The following is a 16,621-nucleotide window of genomic DNA, read 5'->3' as shown; positions in this document are numbered from 1 at the left end:
TGTGGATACGACCCCCTTTTCTCACCATGTCAGGGTGCAAGCCTGACAACCTTGCTCTTTGTATTGGCAAGGCAGTTTTACTACAACTATCAAGGAGGATAGTATGAGATATTTCAGGCGGATAGTACCTTTCGTGCTCCTCACGCTGACTGCCCTGGCGTTTGCAGGCTGCGGGGGAGGAGGTGGTGGTGGCGCCGCGCCGGCCGCAACCCAAACAGACACCTACCGCTTCTTTGCCGGCAGCCTCCACGCCGTCGACCCGGCAAATCCCGCAAACCCCCTGGTTGTTGACAGCGAAGCGCATGCTGATGAAGCAACCATAGTACACGGCACCATCGACGCTGCCGCCAAGACGGTGACCGATCTCCACGCCCGCACGGTGGTCTACGTGAAGGGGGGGAAACTGTACAAGGTAAGCGCCCTGAAGGGGGCGACTCCTGCCCCGGTCCAGCTCTCCAGTGCGGCCGACGTTCAGTCCATTGAAACGGTTGCACCCGACCTTGCCAACCATAACAATGCGCAGGTCGTTTTTCGTGCAGTCGCGGTAGCACCCACACCTACACCCACACCGGTACCGGTAGAACCGGTAGCTATTAAGCAAGCGTCATTGGCAGCAGGAGATGCATCGGGAACAAGCTATAAGATGGTCAGGGTGGGGATGAGCGCTACGGATACACCGATCCCGGCCAAGGAACCCCTTTCAGCTCTTAACGACCAGACCGGCGCCATCATCGGTTGGCTCGCCTTTGAAGACAATGCCAATGTGATCAAACGATACGATGCGAACTTCCAGAACGGCAAGGATGTTATCCCCTATAAGAACAGTGTCGCGTTCGTGGACTCCACCCTCGAGGGGATCTTCATGGAGGTCGACGGCGATCTCTATGGCTACCATGTGGCCACGGGGGAACTCAGGAGGCTCACTTCCACCGCAACGGGTATATATGGCAACACCGTAAAGGACGGCGATCATCTCTACGTTACGGACGGTGGCTATAACATCCTGAAGGTGCCCCTCGGCAATCCGACATCGGCTGAGACATTCGTGCCGACTGATGGCGCATGGGCGATGCCTTTCGGCTTTACCGACACCAAGGTGGTGTATTACCAGGGAGGAAAGATGCTGGCGAAACCGAAGGTGGGCGGAGAGCCTGTCATCCTCTCCCCAGCCGGGTGGGGGTTCGTGGGAGCCAAGGGGACAGTTGTTTATTTCAACTCCTCTAAGGAAGGAATTCCAACGGCGGTAGCCGTCAGGGATGACGGAACCGTCCTGAGCGAGACTGCCAATGCCTACTGGGTCGGTGCCTCAGTCTCCAACACCTATGCCCCGGCGGTCAGCTCAACTCCCCAATACATGGTCATGGCCACCGGCTATAAAACCGACGGGACGGGGTTTGGGGGAGGTGCGCTCCAGTCCTTCGACGCGGCAACCAACAGGCTGGTGGCAACCCTCGGCACCATCCCGGCTGATGTCCGCTGGATAGAGGTGTATGGCCAGATTGGCGTCGACGTCCTTGGATATGCATGGGATAACAATGACGATGACGTATTCTTTATGAACCTCAAGACCCCGAACTCCCTGGTACGTATGTCCAATACCCCTGAAGTCGACGAGTGGCCACTTCCCGTGCTTGACTATGATTGGTGGCGGTGGAGTTAATAAAGATTTCTCCCCCTGCGGTAATCCCGCAGGGGGAATCTCCCTCTGTATTCTCTTCCTGATCAATTCTCCCTCCCCTTCCATTCCAACGTCCTCCCCGTAGGTATCCGTCCCCTTTGCCGTGGCTGTTGCACGAGCTTTCCTTAGGGAATGACTGCCGCCGGTCCGTCATGCAACTCTCTAAAATTATTCCTAAAGTTTTTCTCTCCCCTGCCGAAGAGAGTCTCAGGGTCACCGAAAATTCTGGTGACCCCGAAAACGGAAGAAATGGAGAGGAAGAAGACGTATGCGACTGGTTCTCACGGTGTGTGTGCTCGTGTGCCTGGCCGCCTCTGCCTGGGCGGGGGAGACCGAAGTTTTTCTCAAGAGCGGCTACTTCGACTGGAAGGAAACCGTCAGCGATAAAGGGGTTATCAGGGAAAGGGGGCTGGTGAGCGGTGCCGGCATTGCCTACACCGGCTTTGTCGGGGAGAGGGTGTTCATCCGGCCGTCTCTTGAGGTCTGGGGGGGGAACGTCGACTACCGGGGATTCCAGGTGGGGACCTGGGCACCCCTTGAGGGTGATACAACCTATTTCGGAACCACCGAAGAGGTCCGGGTGGGGCTGAAGCTGCCGGTGGGGGAAGCTTTTTCGGTTTCGCCCTTTGCCGTGCTGGGCCATAAATTCTGGCTGAGATCCCTTTCGGTCGAGGACTGGAACAGTTTTTACGGAAGGATCGGTGTGCGGGGTGCGACGAAGCATCTGTTTGCCGAAGGAGGAGTCACCCTCCCCGTGTACACCCGCGTTCATACCGACTGGAGTTCGGATGGGTACAACGATTTTGTCACCGAGCCCAAGAATAAACCGTCGGCTTTCGCCGAAGCCGGCGCCACATTCGGGCAGTGGAGGATCGGCGTCTTCTACGAGCAGATGGAATTCGGCCAGTCCGACACGGTGCGGGTGGAGAAATCTTCCGGTTCCGCAGGTGCGGTCCTGGTAGCCTCCGGTGCCTTCCAGCCCGATTCCGTGGCGCACCATGTCGGGCTTAAGGTGGGGTTTGCCTTCTGAGTTTTAAAGGCGGCCGCTCTCCTCGTCGCTCGGCGCGAAGCCGCGCCGCATGGTGTTCTCGGTCACCGTTCGCGGGTCCATGAAGTGGAGGAGGTAGTCAGGTCCCCCCGCCTTGGTCCCTCCCCCCGACATGCGGGAGCCGCCAAAGGGTTGCCGCTCCACGAGGGCGCCGGTGATGCCGCGGTTGAGGTAGAGGTTTCCCACCCGAAACTCCCGCCTCGCCTTTGCCAGGTGCTCGGGGCTGCGGCTGAAGACCCCTCCCGTGAGGGCAAACCGGGGGGCGTTTGCCCATTGGATGGCCTCATCGAAGTCCTTGGCCCGCATGACCGCCAGCACCGGGCCGAAGATCTCCTCCCGGGCGATGCAGTGCTCGGGCCGGATGCCGCCGATGATGGTCATGGGGACGTAGTACCCGGTGCCGGCCGGCACCGGCCCTTCGTGGAGGAGCTGCCCCTCCGTTTTCCCGATTTCAATGTACTCCCTGATCCTCTTCATGGCGTTGTCGTCGGCCACGGCCCCCATGGAGTGGGCCGGGTCCTCCGGCGGACCCACCGAGATGGCCCGGGCCATGGCCACGAGCCGCGCCACGAACCGGTCATGGATGGCGTCCAGCACGATGACCCGGGAGCAGGCCGAGCACTTCTGCCCCTGGAACCCGAAGGCCGATGAGAGCACCTGGGGGACCGCCTCGTCCAGGTCCGCGTCGTCGTCGATGATGATGGCGTTCTTCCCCCCCATCTCGCAGATGACCCGTTTCACGTTGGCCTGACCAGGCTGGACCCTGGCGGCCCGCTCGTTGATCCTCAAGCCCGTCTCCAGGGAGCCGGTGAAGGCGATGAGGCTCACGTCCGGGTGGTCCACCAAGTAGTCTCCCATGACCGAGCTCCGCCCCGGCACGTAGTTGAAGACCCCGTCGGGGAGCCTCGCCTCCCGGAAGAGCTCCGCCAGGTGCCAGCCGACGATGGGGGTGAGGCCCGACGGCTTGTAGACCACGCAGTTGCCGGTGACGATTGCCGCCGCAGCCATCCCCGTGCTGATGGCCAGGGGGAAGTTCCAGGGGGCGATGACCGCGGCCACTCCCCGGGGCTCGTAGCAGTAATGGTTCAGCTCCCCCGGTGCGTGGCCGAGCCGTTGGGGCTCTCCCAACCGCATCATCTCCCGGGCGTAGTATTCCAGAAAATCAATGGCCTCGGTCACGTCGGCATAGGCCTGGTCCCACTGCTTGCCGATTTCGAGGATCTGCCAGGCGGAGAGGTCGAAAATCCGCGTGCGGGCTATCAGAGCTGCCTTGAGGAGATAGTCGGCGCGGGTCCGGGGATCGGTGTCGCGCCACGCCGGAAAGGCGGCCTTGGCTGCGGCGACGGCATCCCCCGCCTCCTTTGTCCCGGCCTGGCAGATCTGCCCCAGGACCTCGGAGGGGTTGTTGGGGTTCACGGTCGGCATGAGTTCGGCGGTCAGGACCTCTTTACCGTTGATGAAGAGGGGATAGGTTTTTCCACGTTGAGTCCGCACCCGGGCCAACGCATCCGGAAAGGCGGCGCGGTGGTCGGGCCGGGTGAAATCCACCATCGGCTCGTTCCCGAAGGGGGGGAGACCGTCGGGGCCCGTCCGCTCCTTTTCCGGCCTGGCGGCCCGGGCTTCCCGCTCCCGCTCCGCCGCCACGGCCGGGTCTTCCAGGAGCTGTTCGATCCGGGCCTCCTCGGCAAAGCTCTTGCGCAGAAACGATTCGTTGGCGGTGTTCTCCAGGAGCCGGCGCACCAGGTACCCCATCCCCGGCACCATGCTCCCGTAGGGACAGTAGAGGCGGATGCGCCCCGCAACCCTGAGGATCCCCTTGCGGACCGGCTCGGCCATGCCGTAGAGGACCTGGAACTCGTAGCGGTCAGGGGGGACGTTCAGTTCCCGCGCCAGCTCCATGACCGCCGAAATGGTGCGGATGTTGTGGGAGCCGCAGGCGAAGTGGCAGACGGCGTGGTTTTCCAGAATCTTTCGGGACTGGCGCTCGAAGGCGGCATCGGTTTCGGCCTTGATGGTCCATACCGGCACCTCCCAGCCGTTCTGCCGGGCCCGGACGGTCTCGTAGTCCCAGTAGGCCCCCTTCACGAGGCGGATGGAGATCGGGACCCCCTGCTCCTTCGCCCAGGCCAGGAGGCCGTCCAGGTCCCGGTCCGTATCCTTCTGGTAGGCCTGGAGCGCGATCCCCAGGTGGGGATAGCCCGGATGCTCCAGCCTGAGGCGGCGAAAGACCTCCAGAGTCATGTCCTTGAAGCGGTACGATTCCATGTCGATACAGAGGAAGCCGTTTAGCGCCATGACCTTCCGGAAGATGCGGCGCATCCGGTTCAGGATGGCGACCACCGACCCCTCGAAATCCTGGGGATTGGCGAGACAGTAGAGGGCCGTGGGCTTTACCGCGATATTCACCCTGGGGGCGTGGCCCCAGTCGAGATCCGGATCGCCCCCCGTGCCCGGTAGTCCCTTCCAGGTTCCCTGCTCCTTCTTCAGCGTCTCCAGAAGCTCCAGGTACGTGTTCGTGTAGGCCTCGGCCTCCTCCTCCGAAAGAGTCGCCTCGCCGAGGACATCCACCACGGCGGCGAAGCCGTCTTTCCGGAGTTTTTCCAGGTTCTTCACCGCCTCCTTCGTGGTTTCACCCACGATGAACTGGCGGGCCATATCCTCGACATTGGAGGTGAGCACCCGGTTCAGCACGGCGCCGCCGAAGGAGCCGAGCATCCCCGCCACCTTGGCCCCAGTGGCCATGAACGGGGGCATTGCCTCCTCATCCCCGAAGTACTCGCGGATGTGCTCCGTCAGGAGCCTGCTGGTGGTGAGGGAGGGGAACACGTCCACGAACCGGAACAGCTGGACCTTGAACTGGTCGTTCCGCATGCTCCAGTCCATGGCCTTTCCCATCCAGGCCCCCTTGTCGAAGAGGGACGGCTTCTCGCCGGCGATGCTGGTGAAAAATTCCTTGCCGCGGCTGACGATTCTGGCGTTCAGTTCGCTGCTGTGCATGCTGTGCTCCTTCGTGAGGGCCACCGGGGCGAAGCTCGTGGTGTCGCGTAGTCTGTCTTTTTAAAAAACCCGGTGAGATGCTATAAAAGGGTACAACCATTGTAATCCTGCATGGCGACGATGCAACGGGAGGGAAGCCTTATATGGTTCCGGCTGGTGTAGTCATTCGAGCAGAAAAACGAGAGGGAGGAACGCAGCGATGAAAGTGGGAATCATCCGGTGTCAGCTGACCGAGGATATGTGTCCGGGGAGCACCGATTTCAAGGTCGCCCGTGAGGGGAGCCTGGCCTTTGCGGAAACCGGGCCGGTGGAGATCATCGGGTTTCTTTCGTGCGGCGGCTGCTCCGGCAAAAAAGCCGTGACCAGGGCCAAGATGATGGTCGAGCGCGGAGCGGAGGCGATCGTGTTCGCCTCCTGCATGAAAAATGGCAATCCCATCGGGTATCCCTGCCCCCATTTCGCCGCCATCAAGGGCGCCGTGGAGAAAAAGGTCGGTCCCGAGACCCGGATCATCGACTGGACCCACTGAGTTCCCGCGCCTTAAATGGTCTCGTCATTGAGCACTACGCGCAGGGCGCGGATCCCTTCCCTGAAATCGGTTACGGTGTAGGACGAAGGACGCCTTCGGGGGGATGCTGTACCGTATCCCGGCTCCAACACGATGGTGGTGCTGCTCCCCTCGGGGAGGATGATCTCCCGCTCGGTGGCGACGTTGTCGGCGGGGAGGGCAACCACCATGTGGTGGGTGCCCGCCTTGACATACAGGGTCTGCGTGAACCGGTACCTCATCCCCTCGCCGGCCTCCGGGTCGCGGAGTCCGAGGGGCTCGCTGCGCTCCGGGCGGGGATCGCCTGAAAGCTCCGCAGTCTGCCCCCCGATGTTCAACAGCAGTTTGTATTCCGGGGTGCCGTGGACGTCTCTGCGTGAATAGATTTCCGGCCCATGGGTCTTCAGGGACGACACAACCCGAAGCTCGGCATAGCCCGGCGGTAGAGACTGCCCCTGCGCTTTTTCGACAAAAACATCCTGCCGCGTGGCGATGGCAGCGGTTCGTGCCAGTTCGGCAGTCCCCGCGCAACCGCCAAGGATGGCAAGGGTGACGACGGCCAGCACGGTCATGGTGATCCGGTTCATACCTCTTCCTCCACCTTCCTCTTTTCAAACCAGCCATACACCGACGGAATGACCAGAAGCGTCAGCAGGGTGGACGTCACCAGTCCGCCCACGACAACCGTTGCCAGCGGTTTCTGAATCTCCGAGCCGGTGCCGCCGGCCAGGAGCATGGGGATCAGGCTGAAGATGGCGATGGAGGCGGTCATCAGCACTGGCCGCAGTCGGTCGGCGGCACCTTTGCGGATGGCCTCCTCCAGTTCCAGCCCCTCCTCCCGCAGTTGTGAGATCCGTGACACCAGCACGAGGCCGTTCAGGACGGCAACGCCGAAGAGGACCACGAACCCCACCGAGGCCGGCACCGACAGGTACTGCCCGGAGATGAAGAGCGCGAATACCCCGCCGATCAGGGCAAAGGGGAGGTTGGCGATGACCAGGAACGCCAGGCGGATCGAACGGAAGGTGACGTAGAGGAGGAGCAGGATCAGGCCGATGGCCACCGGTCCGATGATCATCAGCTTCTTCATGGCCCGCTGCTGGTTCTCGAACTGCCCGCCCCAGGTGAGGTAGTAACCGGGGGGGAGCTTCACTTCTTCCCTGATCTTCTGCTTCGCCTCGGAAACGAAGCTGCCGATGTCCCGGCCGGTGATGTTCATCTCGATCCCGATGCGGCGCACCCCGTCCTGGCGGCTGATCTGCACCGGGCCTTCGATCATCTTCACCTCGGCCAGCTGCTGGAGGGGGACGTTGACCCCGGTCTTCGTGGTGATGATCAGGTTGTTGATGGCGTCCAGGGAGTTGCGCTTCTCCTCCGGCAGACGCACCGTGATGTCGAAGCTGCGGTTCTCCTCGTAGAGCTGCGATGCCGCCTTGCCGGCAACGGCGATTTCGATCACCTTCTGCACGTCGCTGATGTTGAGGCCGTAGCGGGCGATTTTTGCCCGGTCGATGTTGACGGTCAGGTAGGGCTGTCCGGAGACCTTTTCGGCGTTCAGGTCGGTGCCGCCCCTGATGGTGGAGAGGACCTTGGCGATCTCCTGGGACTTTGCACTGAGCACGTCGATGTCGTCGCCGAAGAGCTTGAGGATCAGCTGCGCCCGGGTTCCGGCCACCAGCTCGTCGATGCGGCACTGGATAGGCTGGCTGAAGCCGAAGGTGATGCCGGCGATGGACTCCAGGGACTCGCGCATCTCGTTGGTGAGCTCTTCCTTGGAGATGTCCCGCGGCCATTCGTCCTTCGGCTTGAAGATCCCCACGTAGCCGGTCTTGTCCGACCCCCTGGTGTCCAGGGCCACGCCGGTCTGGCCGGTCCGCGACACCACCGTTCCCAGCTCGGGGAACTGCTTCAGTTTCTCTGCAACCCGCTGGTTGACCTCCATGGCCTTGGCCAGGGAAACACCGGGGAGCAGGGAGACATCCATGTCGAAGGAGCCTTCATCCATGGTAGGGATGAACTCCGTCCCGAGCCGGGTCACCATGACGAGGGAGACCACCAGGAGCGTTCCGGCCACCCCGAGCACCACGCGCCGCTTGTTCATGGCGTAGTCGAGGAGCGGCTCGTAGAGCCGGTGGGCCCGCTGCATGATGACGCTCTCCTTTTCCGGATCCGGCTTCAGGAAGAGGCTGCAGAGCACTGGGATGATGAAAATGGAAAGGAGCAGGGACGCCAGGAGGGCAATGGCCACGGTGATGGCCAGGGGGCCGAACATCTTCCCTTCGATCCCCTCCAGAGCCAGGATCGGGATGAAGGTGATAGCGATGATCATTTCGCCGAAGATACTCGGTTTGCGCACCTCCATGACCGCCTTCAGCACCGTCACCAGTTTGGGATGGCGTTCCCCTTCTTCGCTTAGGTGCCGCTGCACGTTCTCCACCTGGATGATGGTGGTGTCGATGATCATCCCGATGGAGATGGCCAGGCCCCCCAGCGACATGAGGTTGGCGCTGATTCCCGAGAGCTTCATCACGACGAACGTCGCCAGGAGGGAGAGGGGGAGGGCGATCAGGACTACGATGCTCCCCCGGATGCTGTTCAGGAGCAGATAGAGAACGATCAGGACCAGGATAGAACCTTCGATGAGCGCCTTGTTGACCGTGCCGACGCTGGCCTTGACGATGTCGCTCCGGTCGTAATAGGGAACGATCTTGATCCCTTCCGGCAGGACGTTGTTCTCGTTGATTTCCTTCACTTTTTCCGCAACCCGGCGCACCACGTCGCGGCTGTTCTCGCCCCGCAGCATCATGACGATGCCGCCGACGCACTCATCCTTGCCGTCCTTCATGGCGGCCCCCATGCGGACCGCCTCACCCACCTTCACCTGGGCCACGTCGCGGATGTAGGTGGGGGTCCCCCCCGCCGACCTGAGGACAATGTTCTCGATGTCCCCCACATCCTTGATCAGGCCGACGCCGCGGACGATGTACTGGTCCGTCCCCCGCTCCAGGAGGTTGCCCCCCACGTTCTCGTTGTTGCTGCCGATGGCGGTGTAGACGTCATCCACGGTGATGCCGTACTTCAGGAGCTTTTCCGGCGCCACGAGCACCTGGTACTGCTTGAAATAGCCGCCGAAGGAGTTGATCTCGTTCACCCCGGCCACGTTCTTCAGCTGCGGGGTCACGATCCATTCCTGGACGGTCCGCAGGTTGGTCAGGTAGGCCGTCTTCTGCTGCGGATCCTGGGGCATCTTTCCTTCCAGGGTGTACTGGTAGATCTCCCCCATGGCGGTGCCGATGGGCCCCATGGCGACCTCGACTCCCTTCGGCACCTTCTCCCGGGCCTCTGCCAGTCGCTCAAACACCAGCTGCCGGGCGAAGTAGATATCCACGTTGTCCTTGAAGACGATGGTGACGATGGAGAGGCCGAATTTGGTGACCGAGCGCATCTGTTCAATGTCGGGGAGCCCCCGCATGGCCATCTCGATGGGGTAGGTGACGTTCCTCTCAATTTCGATGGCCGACAGGCCGTCGGCGTGGCTGACAACCTCCACCTGGATGTTGGTCACGTCGGGAAAGGCGTCGATGGGGAGTCTCGCGTACGAATACAGTCCCGCGACGATAATCAGCAGCGCCAGGAAGATGATCATTCCTTTCTGCCGCAACGTATAGGCAATGAGTTTTTCCAGCATGAACTGTATCTCCTGTAGTCGTAACACCTTCTCCCCATGGGAGAAGGTGGCCGAAGGCCGGATGAGGGGAAAACAGGGAGGCAGCAACATATCCCCCTCACCCTAGCCCTCTCCCATAGGGAGAGGGTATTATCATTTGCCGTGGCCGTGCTCGTCGGTCATCTCACCCTTCTTGATCTCCGACTTGAGGATGAACGAGCCCTTGACGGCGTAGTTCTCACCCTCCTTCAGACCGGAAACGATCTCCACCAGACCGCCGGCCGCCCGGCCGGTCTGCACGGGACGGGCAGCGAATTCGGAGTCCTTCTCCGCGATGAAGAGCACCTTTTTCCCGTCCAGGTCCTGCAGGGCATCCTCGGGGACGGCCAGGACCGGCGGCGCGTCGGCCGCCAGCGTCAACTCAATAGTGGCGAACATCTCCGGCTTCAGCTTCCGCCCCGGATTGGCCACCTCGACCCGGGCCTTGACCGTGCGGGTTGATTCGTCAACCAGGTCGGCGATGTAGGTGATCCGCCCCTTCAGTTTCAGGTCGGGAAAGGCGCTGACGGTGACGGCGGCAGTCTGCCCCCGGTGAATCTTGACCAGATCTTTTTCGTTGATGTCCACCATCACCCAGACCGACGAAAGGTCAGCCACGGTGTAGAGGCTCTTGGATGGGTCGGCCAGCTCGCCGACGATGGCGTGTTTTTCGGTGATGATGCCGCCGATGGGGGAGCGGACCGGCAGGAGCGGCTTCCGGTGGTTTGCCTTTCCGAGGTCAGAGGTTGAAACGCCATAGAGGGAGAGGCGTTCTTCATCGGTATGGAGTTCCGTCTGCGCCATCTTGTAGTCGGTCTCCGCCTGGAGGATGTCCTTGCGGGCTGCAATCTTCTTCTCCACCAGCGCCTTGATCCGGTCCATATTGGACTGGGCCAGGGCGAGCCGTGTCTTTGACTGGTGGTAGCGGTTCAGGGCCTCACCCAGTTCGACGCTGTCCAGGGTCACCAGGGGCTGCCCGGCGGCGACGCCGTCTCCGAGGGAGGCCCGGACGCTGACGATCTTGCCGGAGATGCGCGGCGAGACATGGGCGATCCGGTCGGCATTGGCCTCCACCTTGCCGGTGGCGCTGATCGCGCCGGCGAGCCGCTGTTTTTGGGCCGGAGCAACGGCCACGCCGTTCTGCTTCTGCACCTCGGCGGTCATCTTGATCGTCCCTTCTTCCCCATGCTCATCATGGCCTTCATGACCTTCCTTCTCTCCCTCGTGCTTCCCCTCTTCGTGGCCTCCCTTTTCATCCGTATGGCCGGCCTCCTTCGTTTCGGCGTGCTCGCCGGCGCCCCCTTTCACATGGGTAGAGCGATAGACAAAGGCACCGCCGACGGCCATGGCCAGGATGATGCCGATTATGATTCCGTTTTTCCTGTTCACTGCGCACCTCCGCTGGTCTTGTTCTGGAAATCGACCCCCACCGAGGCTTCGAGCCGCGCCAGGGCGGTCTGCCGGTCGGCAAGGGCGGCGAGGTAGCCGTCGTGGACCTCAATGTATTTCTTCTGTTCCTCGATGACTGAGAGGATCCCCACCTCGCCCAGCTGGTAGGCCTCCTGGATGATCTTCAGGTTCTCCTCCAACTGGGGGAGGATGCCGCCGGTATAGAGGTCGAGGGCCTTGTCCGCCGTCGCCAGCCGGGCATAGTCCCCGTCGATCTCCCGGGCCACGCCCGTGCGGGCGAACTCCAGCCGGTTCCCGGCGCTCTGCGCCCTGGCCCGGGCTTCGAGGATGCCGGCCTGGTTCCGGTCGAATACGGGGAGCGGGATGGAAAGTTTCATTCCCAGGAGGTTGTCGCGGGTCTTTTCTTCTCCGACGCCGGTGGCGTCCACCCGTTGCTCGTGGGTGTAGCCGACTCCAACAATCACATTCGGGATGCGCTCCGCCTCGGCCAGTTCCACCGCGGCGTCCCCCCTGTCGTGGGCAGCCTGGAGCGCCTTCAGGTCGGGGCGGTTTTCCAGGGCGAGGCGGGTGAGCTCATCGGGGGGGATAGTTACGGGCTGCCGTTCGGGAGAGTCGGCTAAATTGACCTCATCCCCTGTCGGGAGCCCCAGGAGGGTCAGCAGTCGGGCCAGAAGGGGGCTGAGCCCGCGCACGGTCTCGATTTTTCGCCCTTCGCTCCGAGCCAGCTCCACCTGGGCGAGATTCACCTCAAGCTCCGGGATATCCCCGGCTGCCAGGCGCTCCCGCGTTATCTCCAGCAGCTTCCCGTTCAGTTCCACGGCCCGCTGGGCCAGCTCCCGCCTTTTGTGGGCCAGCATGAACTCGGCAAACGTGCTCTTCACCTCCAGGGCAAGGGTTCTTTCCCGGTCGGCAATCTGCTGGCGGACCTCCTCCGCCTCCACCTCGGCGACGGCCCGGCGCTTTGCCCGCTTGCCGCCGGTGAGGAATTCCTGGGAAAGGCCGATTGAGACGACGTTCTCGCCGGAACTGCCGGTCAGGGCACCGGTATCTCCGGACAACTCCAGGGTGGGGTTGGGAAAGAGCGCGGCCCGCTCCAGCCCGGCCCGGGCCACCTCCTTTTCGGCGCGCAGCGCCTTCAGCTCGCCGTTGTTGACGAGGGCATACTCCACAGCCTGCGGCAGGGTCAGCGAGTGCATTTCACCCGAGGCTCCCTGGGGGGAAAGAACCAATGACGCCAGGAGCAGATGGACCGCTCCGGGCACGAAACGATACGCTCGCGACAAGACAGCACCTCCTTGCTGATTTGCTGGGTTGAATTGTGGGTGACAGAGTGGCGCTGAAGGGTGGAAATTCGGACTAAGGGCGCACGAATTCCCCACGGCTGCGGGGCCGTTGCTTCAGCGGATCAGGCTTGTATCTGGGGAGGGACAAAGATGGAGCGGTACACGTCCGGTGGCGCGTTGAGGTGTTCGAGGAACGACAAGCTGATGACAAGAGGCGAATAGGAAATCAGGGGGGGCTGGCTGTTCAGCGGGGCGTGGCACGGGCAGGAGAGACAGCAGTGGCAGTGCCCCTCGGTATCCCCGCCATCATCGGGACAGCAGGGGCTTGCGTCTCCGCAATCCGCCTTCAGAACCGTCCCGGCCTTGGCGCAGGATGCCTGGGGGCAATGGTCGTTATCCTGCGCGAAACAAAGCCCGTTGCCGGCAATGGTGATGACGGCCATGATGAGCAAAACGGCTATGATTTTGTTGAACATGGCTGGTCCCGTACGCAATTGCCAGGCTTTCATGAAAGTGAGGAATATCATAATTGTGGGATGTCGGGCGTGTCAATGAACAATCGGCTCCAGGGCAAAAAGCTCTTGTCCGGCAGTCTGTTAGGCATCCGAAAAGATAAAAACAGCGACTCTCATGCCGGTCCGCCGGGAATTCCCCCGTAGATCCGGCACCAGTTTCCCCCCATGATGAGCCCCACTGCCCCGGCGGGATAGCCCGCCCCCAGGAGGCGCTCCGCCAGGAGGGGAAGTCCGCCGTGGTCCTCCGCTCCCTTTGCCGTGTCGTCGAACCCGCCGAAATCGCTCCCGATGCCGACCGCCTCCGGTCCATGCCGCTGAACCACGTGATCGACCTGGCGGAAGAGGTCGTCGAGGGTCGCCGTTCCTCCGGGAACAAGCATCTCGGGAGCGGCGGAAATTCCCACCACCCCTCCCCGGCGGGCAATCTCGGCCACCTGGGGATCGGAGAGGTTGCGGGGGCGGTCGCAGAAGGAGCGAAGCCCCGTGTGGGAGGAGATGAGGGGGCCAGTGACGAGGGAAGCCACCTCCCGGAAACCAGGCTCGGCCAGGTGAGCCACGTCGAGGATGAGGCCAGCGCCGGCGATGCTCCTCACCAGACTTTTCCCCGCAGCGGTCAGCCCCTTCGGGTCGGTAACGCCGTTGCCGTCGGCCAGCCGGTTTCTGCCGGCATGGGTCAGCCCCACGGCCCTCACTCCCCAACGCCGTACCTCGTCCAGGTCCAGCTCCAGCAGGGCGTCGGCATTTTCGACGAGAAAGACGATGCCGGGGGGGCCGCTTCCTCCGAGGGCGGCCGCCATCTCCCCGGGACTCCGGAGTAGCGCGAACCATTCCAGGTATCGGCAGGCGTAGTCGTGGAGCCGCCGCATCTCCCGCGCGGCGCTCGCGGGACCGTTGTGGCTGTCGGCGCAGTAGAGGGCAGCCACCAGCACCCACACTCCTCCCTTCTTTAGTGATTGGGCGGTTACCTGCCCGTCTGCCACCTGCTCGAAGGGGATTCCGGGGTGACGGCGCATCAGGTCGTAGACGAGGTCCACGTGGCCGTCGACGACCGGGAAGCGCGGCGGTTTTTCAATGAAGTCCGCGGGATGCAGCGACACAATCGCTCCTCATCGGTTCCGCAGCAGCGGAACGAAAAAGAGCGGGCAGACCATGGCGTCAACCCGCTCGGAAAACTTCAGCGATCATTTCCTATGCCGGGGCATGGCACGCAGGTGCATGACATGCGGGTGAGTGGCAAGCCGGCGAATGGCACGCCGGACCGTGACAGGCAGCCGTCGACATGGCTTTTGATTCGATCGTCCTGATCTTCAACACGGGAATCACCTCCTTTCCGTGGGATGAGAAGAGCGTGTCAAGGGGCGGGTGCCGCACCGTCGCGGACGAGTCCCATCCCCGTGAACACGGTAAGGGCGTCCTTGCACTCTTCGCTGAACGCGCCGGAATCCATGGCGTCGCCGTACTCTCCGTACAGCGTCGCCGCGATCTCCTCGCAGGTGGCCAAGCCGTTGCAGAGGAGGAGAAAATCCTTGCCGAACCGGTTGATCTCCATCACCTCAAGCCTCTCCCCCGAGGGATAGAAGATGAGGAGCGTCGGCTCCGGGGGGTAGGACTCCCTGAAGATGCCGCTCTTCAGGTCGGCGATGATCGCCGGCAGGTTCCGGCGGAATTCGGACACTGTGACTTCTTCCCGGAGCACCGGCCGGCACTCCCCAGCGGGGTCGCCCTTGAGCGGTCCGGCCCCGTCCGCGCGGGGCGGACCGCGATGGGTCGCCCGTAGCGCCAGGGTCTCGTAGGTGAGGATTTCGGCGAAGTGGGGCCACGAGGCGCTTCCGGCCATGAGCCCTTCGGCATGGCAGGGAAAGCGCTCCAGGAAAGCGGTTTCGGCCGTCGGGTCATCCTCGCGCCACCCGTCCTCCTCCAGCCGGGAGAGGATTTCCCGGAAGAGGTTGCTGGGAGGCCGGCCGAGGGCCAGGGAGAGGAGGATGAACGACTTGGGGTAGCCGTTGAGGATGAGGGGAAACCACCGGGCGATCCGGTCCAGCTCCGCCAGGGGAACCCCGGCGCAGGGGAGGTTGTAGAAGGAACTGAAAAGGAAGGGGTCGGCATCGATGAGACGCTCGTCGTCGGCCAGGCGGCGGCCATGGTCGAATTCGAGGCCGAGGGAGAAGTAGGTGTCCACCTCCCTGACAAGGCGGCCGGTATAGCGCCGGTGGAGCTCGGTCCCCGCCAGGACCGTCGGGAGCTGGACGAGGGGAGCGCTGTTCCCCTGGACTCCCGCCTTCAGGGCGAGGAAGAGGGTTTGGTCGATATCCTCGCGCTCCTCCTCGGGAAAGCCGATAACAAAGCTCAGGGTGGGAACCATCCCCGCCTCGGTGGTCTCCCGCACCCGCTGGTAGAGGATCCCCTCGTCGATCTCCTTGCCGATGAACGCCAGGGTCCTGCGGGAGCCGGAGTCGATCCCGTAGCACATGGACTCGCACCCCGCTTCGCGCATGAGGTCGAGGAGCGGCCTGTCGAGGGAATCGAGCCGGGAGATGCAGTACCAGGGGACGCGGTTCAGCCGGGCATCGATGACCCGGTTGCAGAACTCCTCCACGAAGCGCCGGTCCGCCGTGAACTGGTCGTAGGCGAGGACGAGGCACTCGGCGCCGAAGCGGCCGTGGAGTTCCTCCATCTCGCGGATCAGCCGGGGAATGGAGAAGGTCCGGGTCCGTCGCCGCCACATGACCGACTCTGAGCAGTAGACGCACCGGTGGGGGCAGCCTCGCCCCACTTCGAGGATGGCGATGCTCCGGGGGATGCCGCAGGCGTCGCGGTAGCTGGCCAGGGGGGGGACGAGGGTGTAGTCGGGGAGGGGAAGGGTGTCGAGGTCGGCAATCAACTCCCGGTCGGGATTGCGGACGATCTCCGTGCCCCGGCGCCAGGTAACTCCCGCTACCTCCGCAGGATCATTGCCGACTGCAAAGGAGGCTGCCAGTTCCCGGAACGTCACCTCTCCCTCGCCCCGGACCACGGCGTCAATCCAGGGGAAGCGCTCAAGGGTGGGGACGTCGAGGAAGGAGACGTTGTGCCCACCCGCCACGATGCGCAGGTCGGGCTTTTGTTCCTTGAGGAGCCGGGCGATCCGGACGACTGCCGGGAAGGTGGTGCATTGGGCGGAAAAGCCGACCAAGTCCGGATCGTCCCGGAGGATCATCCGTGCCGCCTCCCCGTACAGCTCCTTTCCCATGCCGAGGCTTCCCTGCCGCAGGGCCAGCACCAGGTCGCGGATGACCGCACGGTGCCCCGCCTCACCCAGCACCGTGGCGAGGCTGATGAGTCCCAGGGGGGGGAGATTGTAGAGGGACTGGAGATGAAAGGGGGGGAAGACCAGGGAAATGTTCATGGGCCGCTACCTCCCCGGCGTTCCCGCCTCGAACGCAAAACCGGGCGGCTGT

The 16,621-nt window shown here is 63.0% G+C and carries 11 protein-coding genes; 3 read left to right on the top strand and 8 right to left on the bottom strand.

Translation table 11 applies throughout. From position 1 onward, the window contains the following. Positions 1–103 precede the first annotated feature (103 nt). Positions 104–1,660 carry a hypothetical protein gene (locus GMET_RS17615; protein ID WP_004513670.1) on the top strand — a complete coding sequence of 519 codons (1,557 nt, stop codon included), beginning with the start codon at positions 104–106 and terminating at the stop codon, positions 1,658–1,660. A 286-nt stretch (positions 1,661–1,946) separates the two neighbouring features. Beyond that, positions 1,947–2,708, top strand: coding sequence for a hypothetical protein (locus tag GMET_RS17610; RefSeq protein WP_004513669.1), 762 nt, complete (start codon positions 1,947–1,949; stop codon positions 2,706–2,708). A gap of 3 nt (positions 2,709–2,711) precedes the next feature. Here GMET_RS17610 and pruA read toward each other — a convergent pair whose 3' ends face one another. Then, the gene (pruA, locus tag GMET_RS17605; protein WP_004513668.1) at positions 2,712–5,723 is read right to left on the bottom strand and encodes an L-glutamate gamma-semialdehyde dehydrogenase; all 3,012 of its coding nucleotides are present in this window, start codon (positions 5,721–5,723) and stop codon (positions 2,712–2,714) included. 199 nt (positions 5,724–5,922) lie between these two features. On the opposite strand from pruA, the gene GMET_RS17600 reads away from it, so the two are divergent. Further along, a complete protein-coding gene (locus GMET_RS17600) occupies positions 5,923–6,252 on the top strand; it encodes a CGGC domain-containing protein (RefSeq protein WP_004513667.1) in 330 nt (109 codons plus the stop codon). An 11-nt stretch (positions 6,253–6,263) separates the two neighbouring features. Here the strand turns inward: GMET_RS17600 and GMET_RS17595 are convergent, their stop codons facing one another. The 7 genes from GMET_RS17595 to GMET_RS17565 all read right to left on the bottom strand — a co-directional run bounded on the left by GMET_RS17595 (position 6,264) and on the right by GMET_RS17565 (position 16,569). Next, the gene (locus tag GMET_RS17595) at positions 6,264–6,857 is read right to left on the bottom strand and encodes a hypothetical protein (RefSeq protein WP_004513666.1); all 594 of its coding nucleotides are present in this window, start codon (positions 6,855–6,857) and stop codon (positions 6,264–6,266) included. Further along, positions 6,854–9,958 (bottom strand): efflux RND transporter permease subunit, encoded by a 3,105-nt coding sequence (locus GMET_RS17590; RefSeq protein ID WP_004513665.1) that lies wholly within the window; start codon positions 9,956–9,958, stop codon positions 6,854–6,856. Before GMET_RS17590 ends, GMET_RS17595 begins: the two co-directional genes overlap by 4 nt. A gap of 132 nt (positions 9,959–10,090) precedes the next feature. Then, the gene (locus tag GMET_RS17585; RefSeq protein WP_004513664.1) at positions 10,091–11,365 is read right to left on the bottom strand and encodes an efflux RND transporter periplasmic adaptor subunit; all 1,275 of its coding nucleotides are present in this window, start codon (positions 11,363–11,365) and stop codon (positions 10,091–10,093) included. Continuing rightward, positions 11,362–12,669, bottom strand: coding sequence for a TolC family protein (locus GMET_RS17580; RefSeq protein ID WP_004513663.1), 1,308 nt, complete (start codon positions 12,667–12,669; stop codon positions 11,362–11,364). The genes GMET_RS17585 and GMET_RS17580 overlap by 4 nt, the downstream gene beginning before the upstream one ends. Positions 12,670–12,791: 122 nt before the next feature. Beyond that, positions 12,792–13,145 carry a hypothetical protein gene (locus tag GMET_RS17575; RefSeq protein ID WP_004513662.1) on the bottom strand — a complete coding sequence of 118 codons (354 nt, stop codon included), beginning with the start codon at positions 13,143–13,145 and terminating at the stop codon, positions 12,792–12,794. Positions 13,146–13,297: 152 nt separating this feature from the next. Beyond that, positions 13,298–14,281: a dipeptidase gene (locus tag GMET_RS17570; protein ID WP_004513661.1), complete on the bottom strand. Its 984-nt coding sequence runs from the start codon at positions 14,279–14,281 to the stop codon at positions 13,298–13,300. A gap of 254 nt (positions 14,282–14,535) precedes the next feature. Continuing rightward, a complete protein-coding gene (locus tag GMET_RS17565) occupies positions 14,536–16,569 on the bottom strand; it encodes a B12-binding domain-containing radical SAM protein (RefSeq protein ID WP_004513660.1) in 2,034 nt (677 codons plus the stop codon). Positions 16,570–16,621 lie beyond the last annotated feature (52 nt).

The sequence above is a fragment of the Geobacter metallireducens GS-15 genome (assembly GCF_000012925.1).
GTDB lineage: Bacteria > Desulfobacterota > Desulfuromonadia > Geobacterales > Geobacteraceae > Geobacter > Geobacter metallireducens.
Note: the sequence above shows the minus strand (reverse complement) of the source record. Positions and strands in the feature narration are given on the sequence as shown.

Coding starts and splice junctions, on each gene's coding strand:
- pruA (WP_004513668.1), bottom strand. CDS start 5,723: ATGCACAGCAGCGAACTGAACGCCAGAATCGTCAGCCGCGGCAAGGAA.
- GMET_RS17615 (WP_004513670.1), top strand. CDS start 104: ATGAGATATTTCAGGCGGATAGTACCTTTCGTGCTCCTCACGCTGACT.
- GMET_RS17595 (WP_004513666.1), bottom strand. CDS start 6,857: ATGAACCGGATCACCATGACCGTGCTGGCCGTCGTCACCCTTGCCATC.
- GMET_RS17600 (WP_004513667.1), top strand. CDS start 5,923: ATGAAAGTGGGAATCATCCGGTGTCAGCTGACCGAGGATATGTGTCCG.
- GMET_RS17590 (WP_004513665.1), bottom strand. CDS start 9,958: ATGCTGGAAAAACTCATTGCCTATACGTTGCGGCAGAAAGGAATGATC.
- GMET_RS17565 (WP_004513660.1), bottom strand. CDS start 16,569: ATGAACATTTCCCTGGTCTTCCCCCCCTTTCATCTCCAGTCCCTCTAC.
- GMET_RS17575 (WP_004513662.1), bottom strand. CDS start 13,145: ATGTTCAACAAAATCATAGCCGTTTTGCTCATCATGGCCGTCATCACC.
- GMET_RS17610 (WP_004513669.1), top strand. CDS start 1,947: ATGCGACTGGTTCTCACGGTGTGTGTGCTCGTGTGCCTGGCCGCCTCT.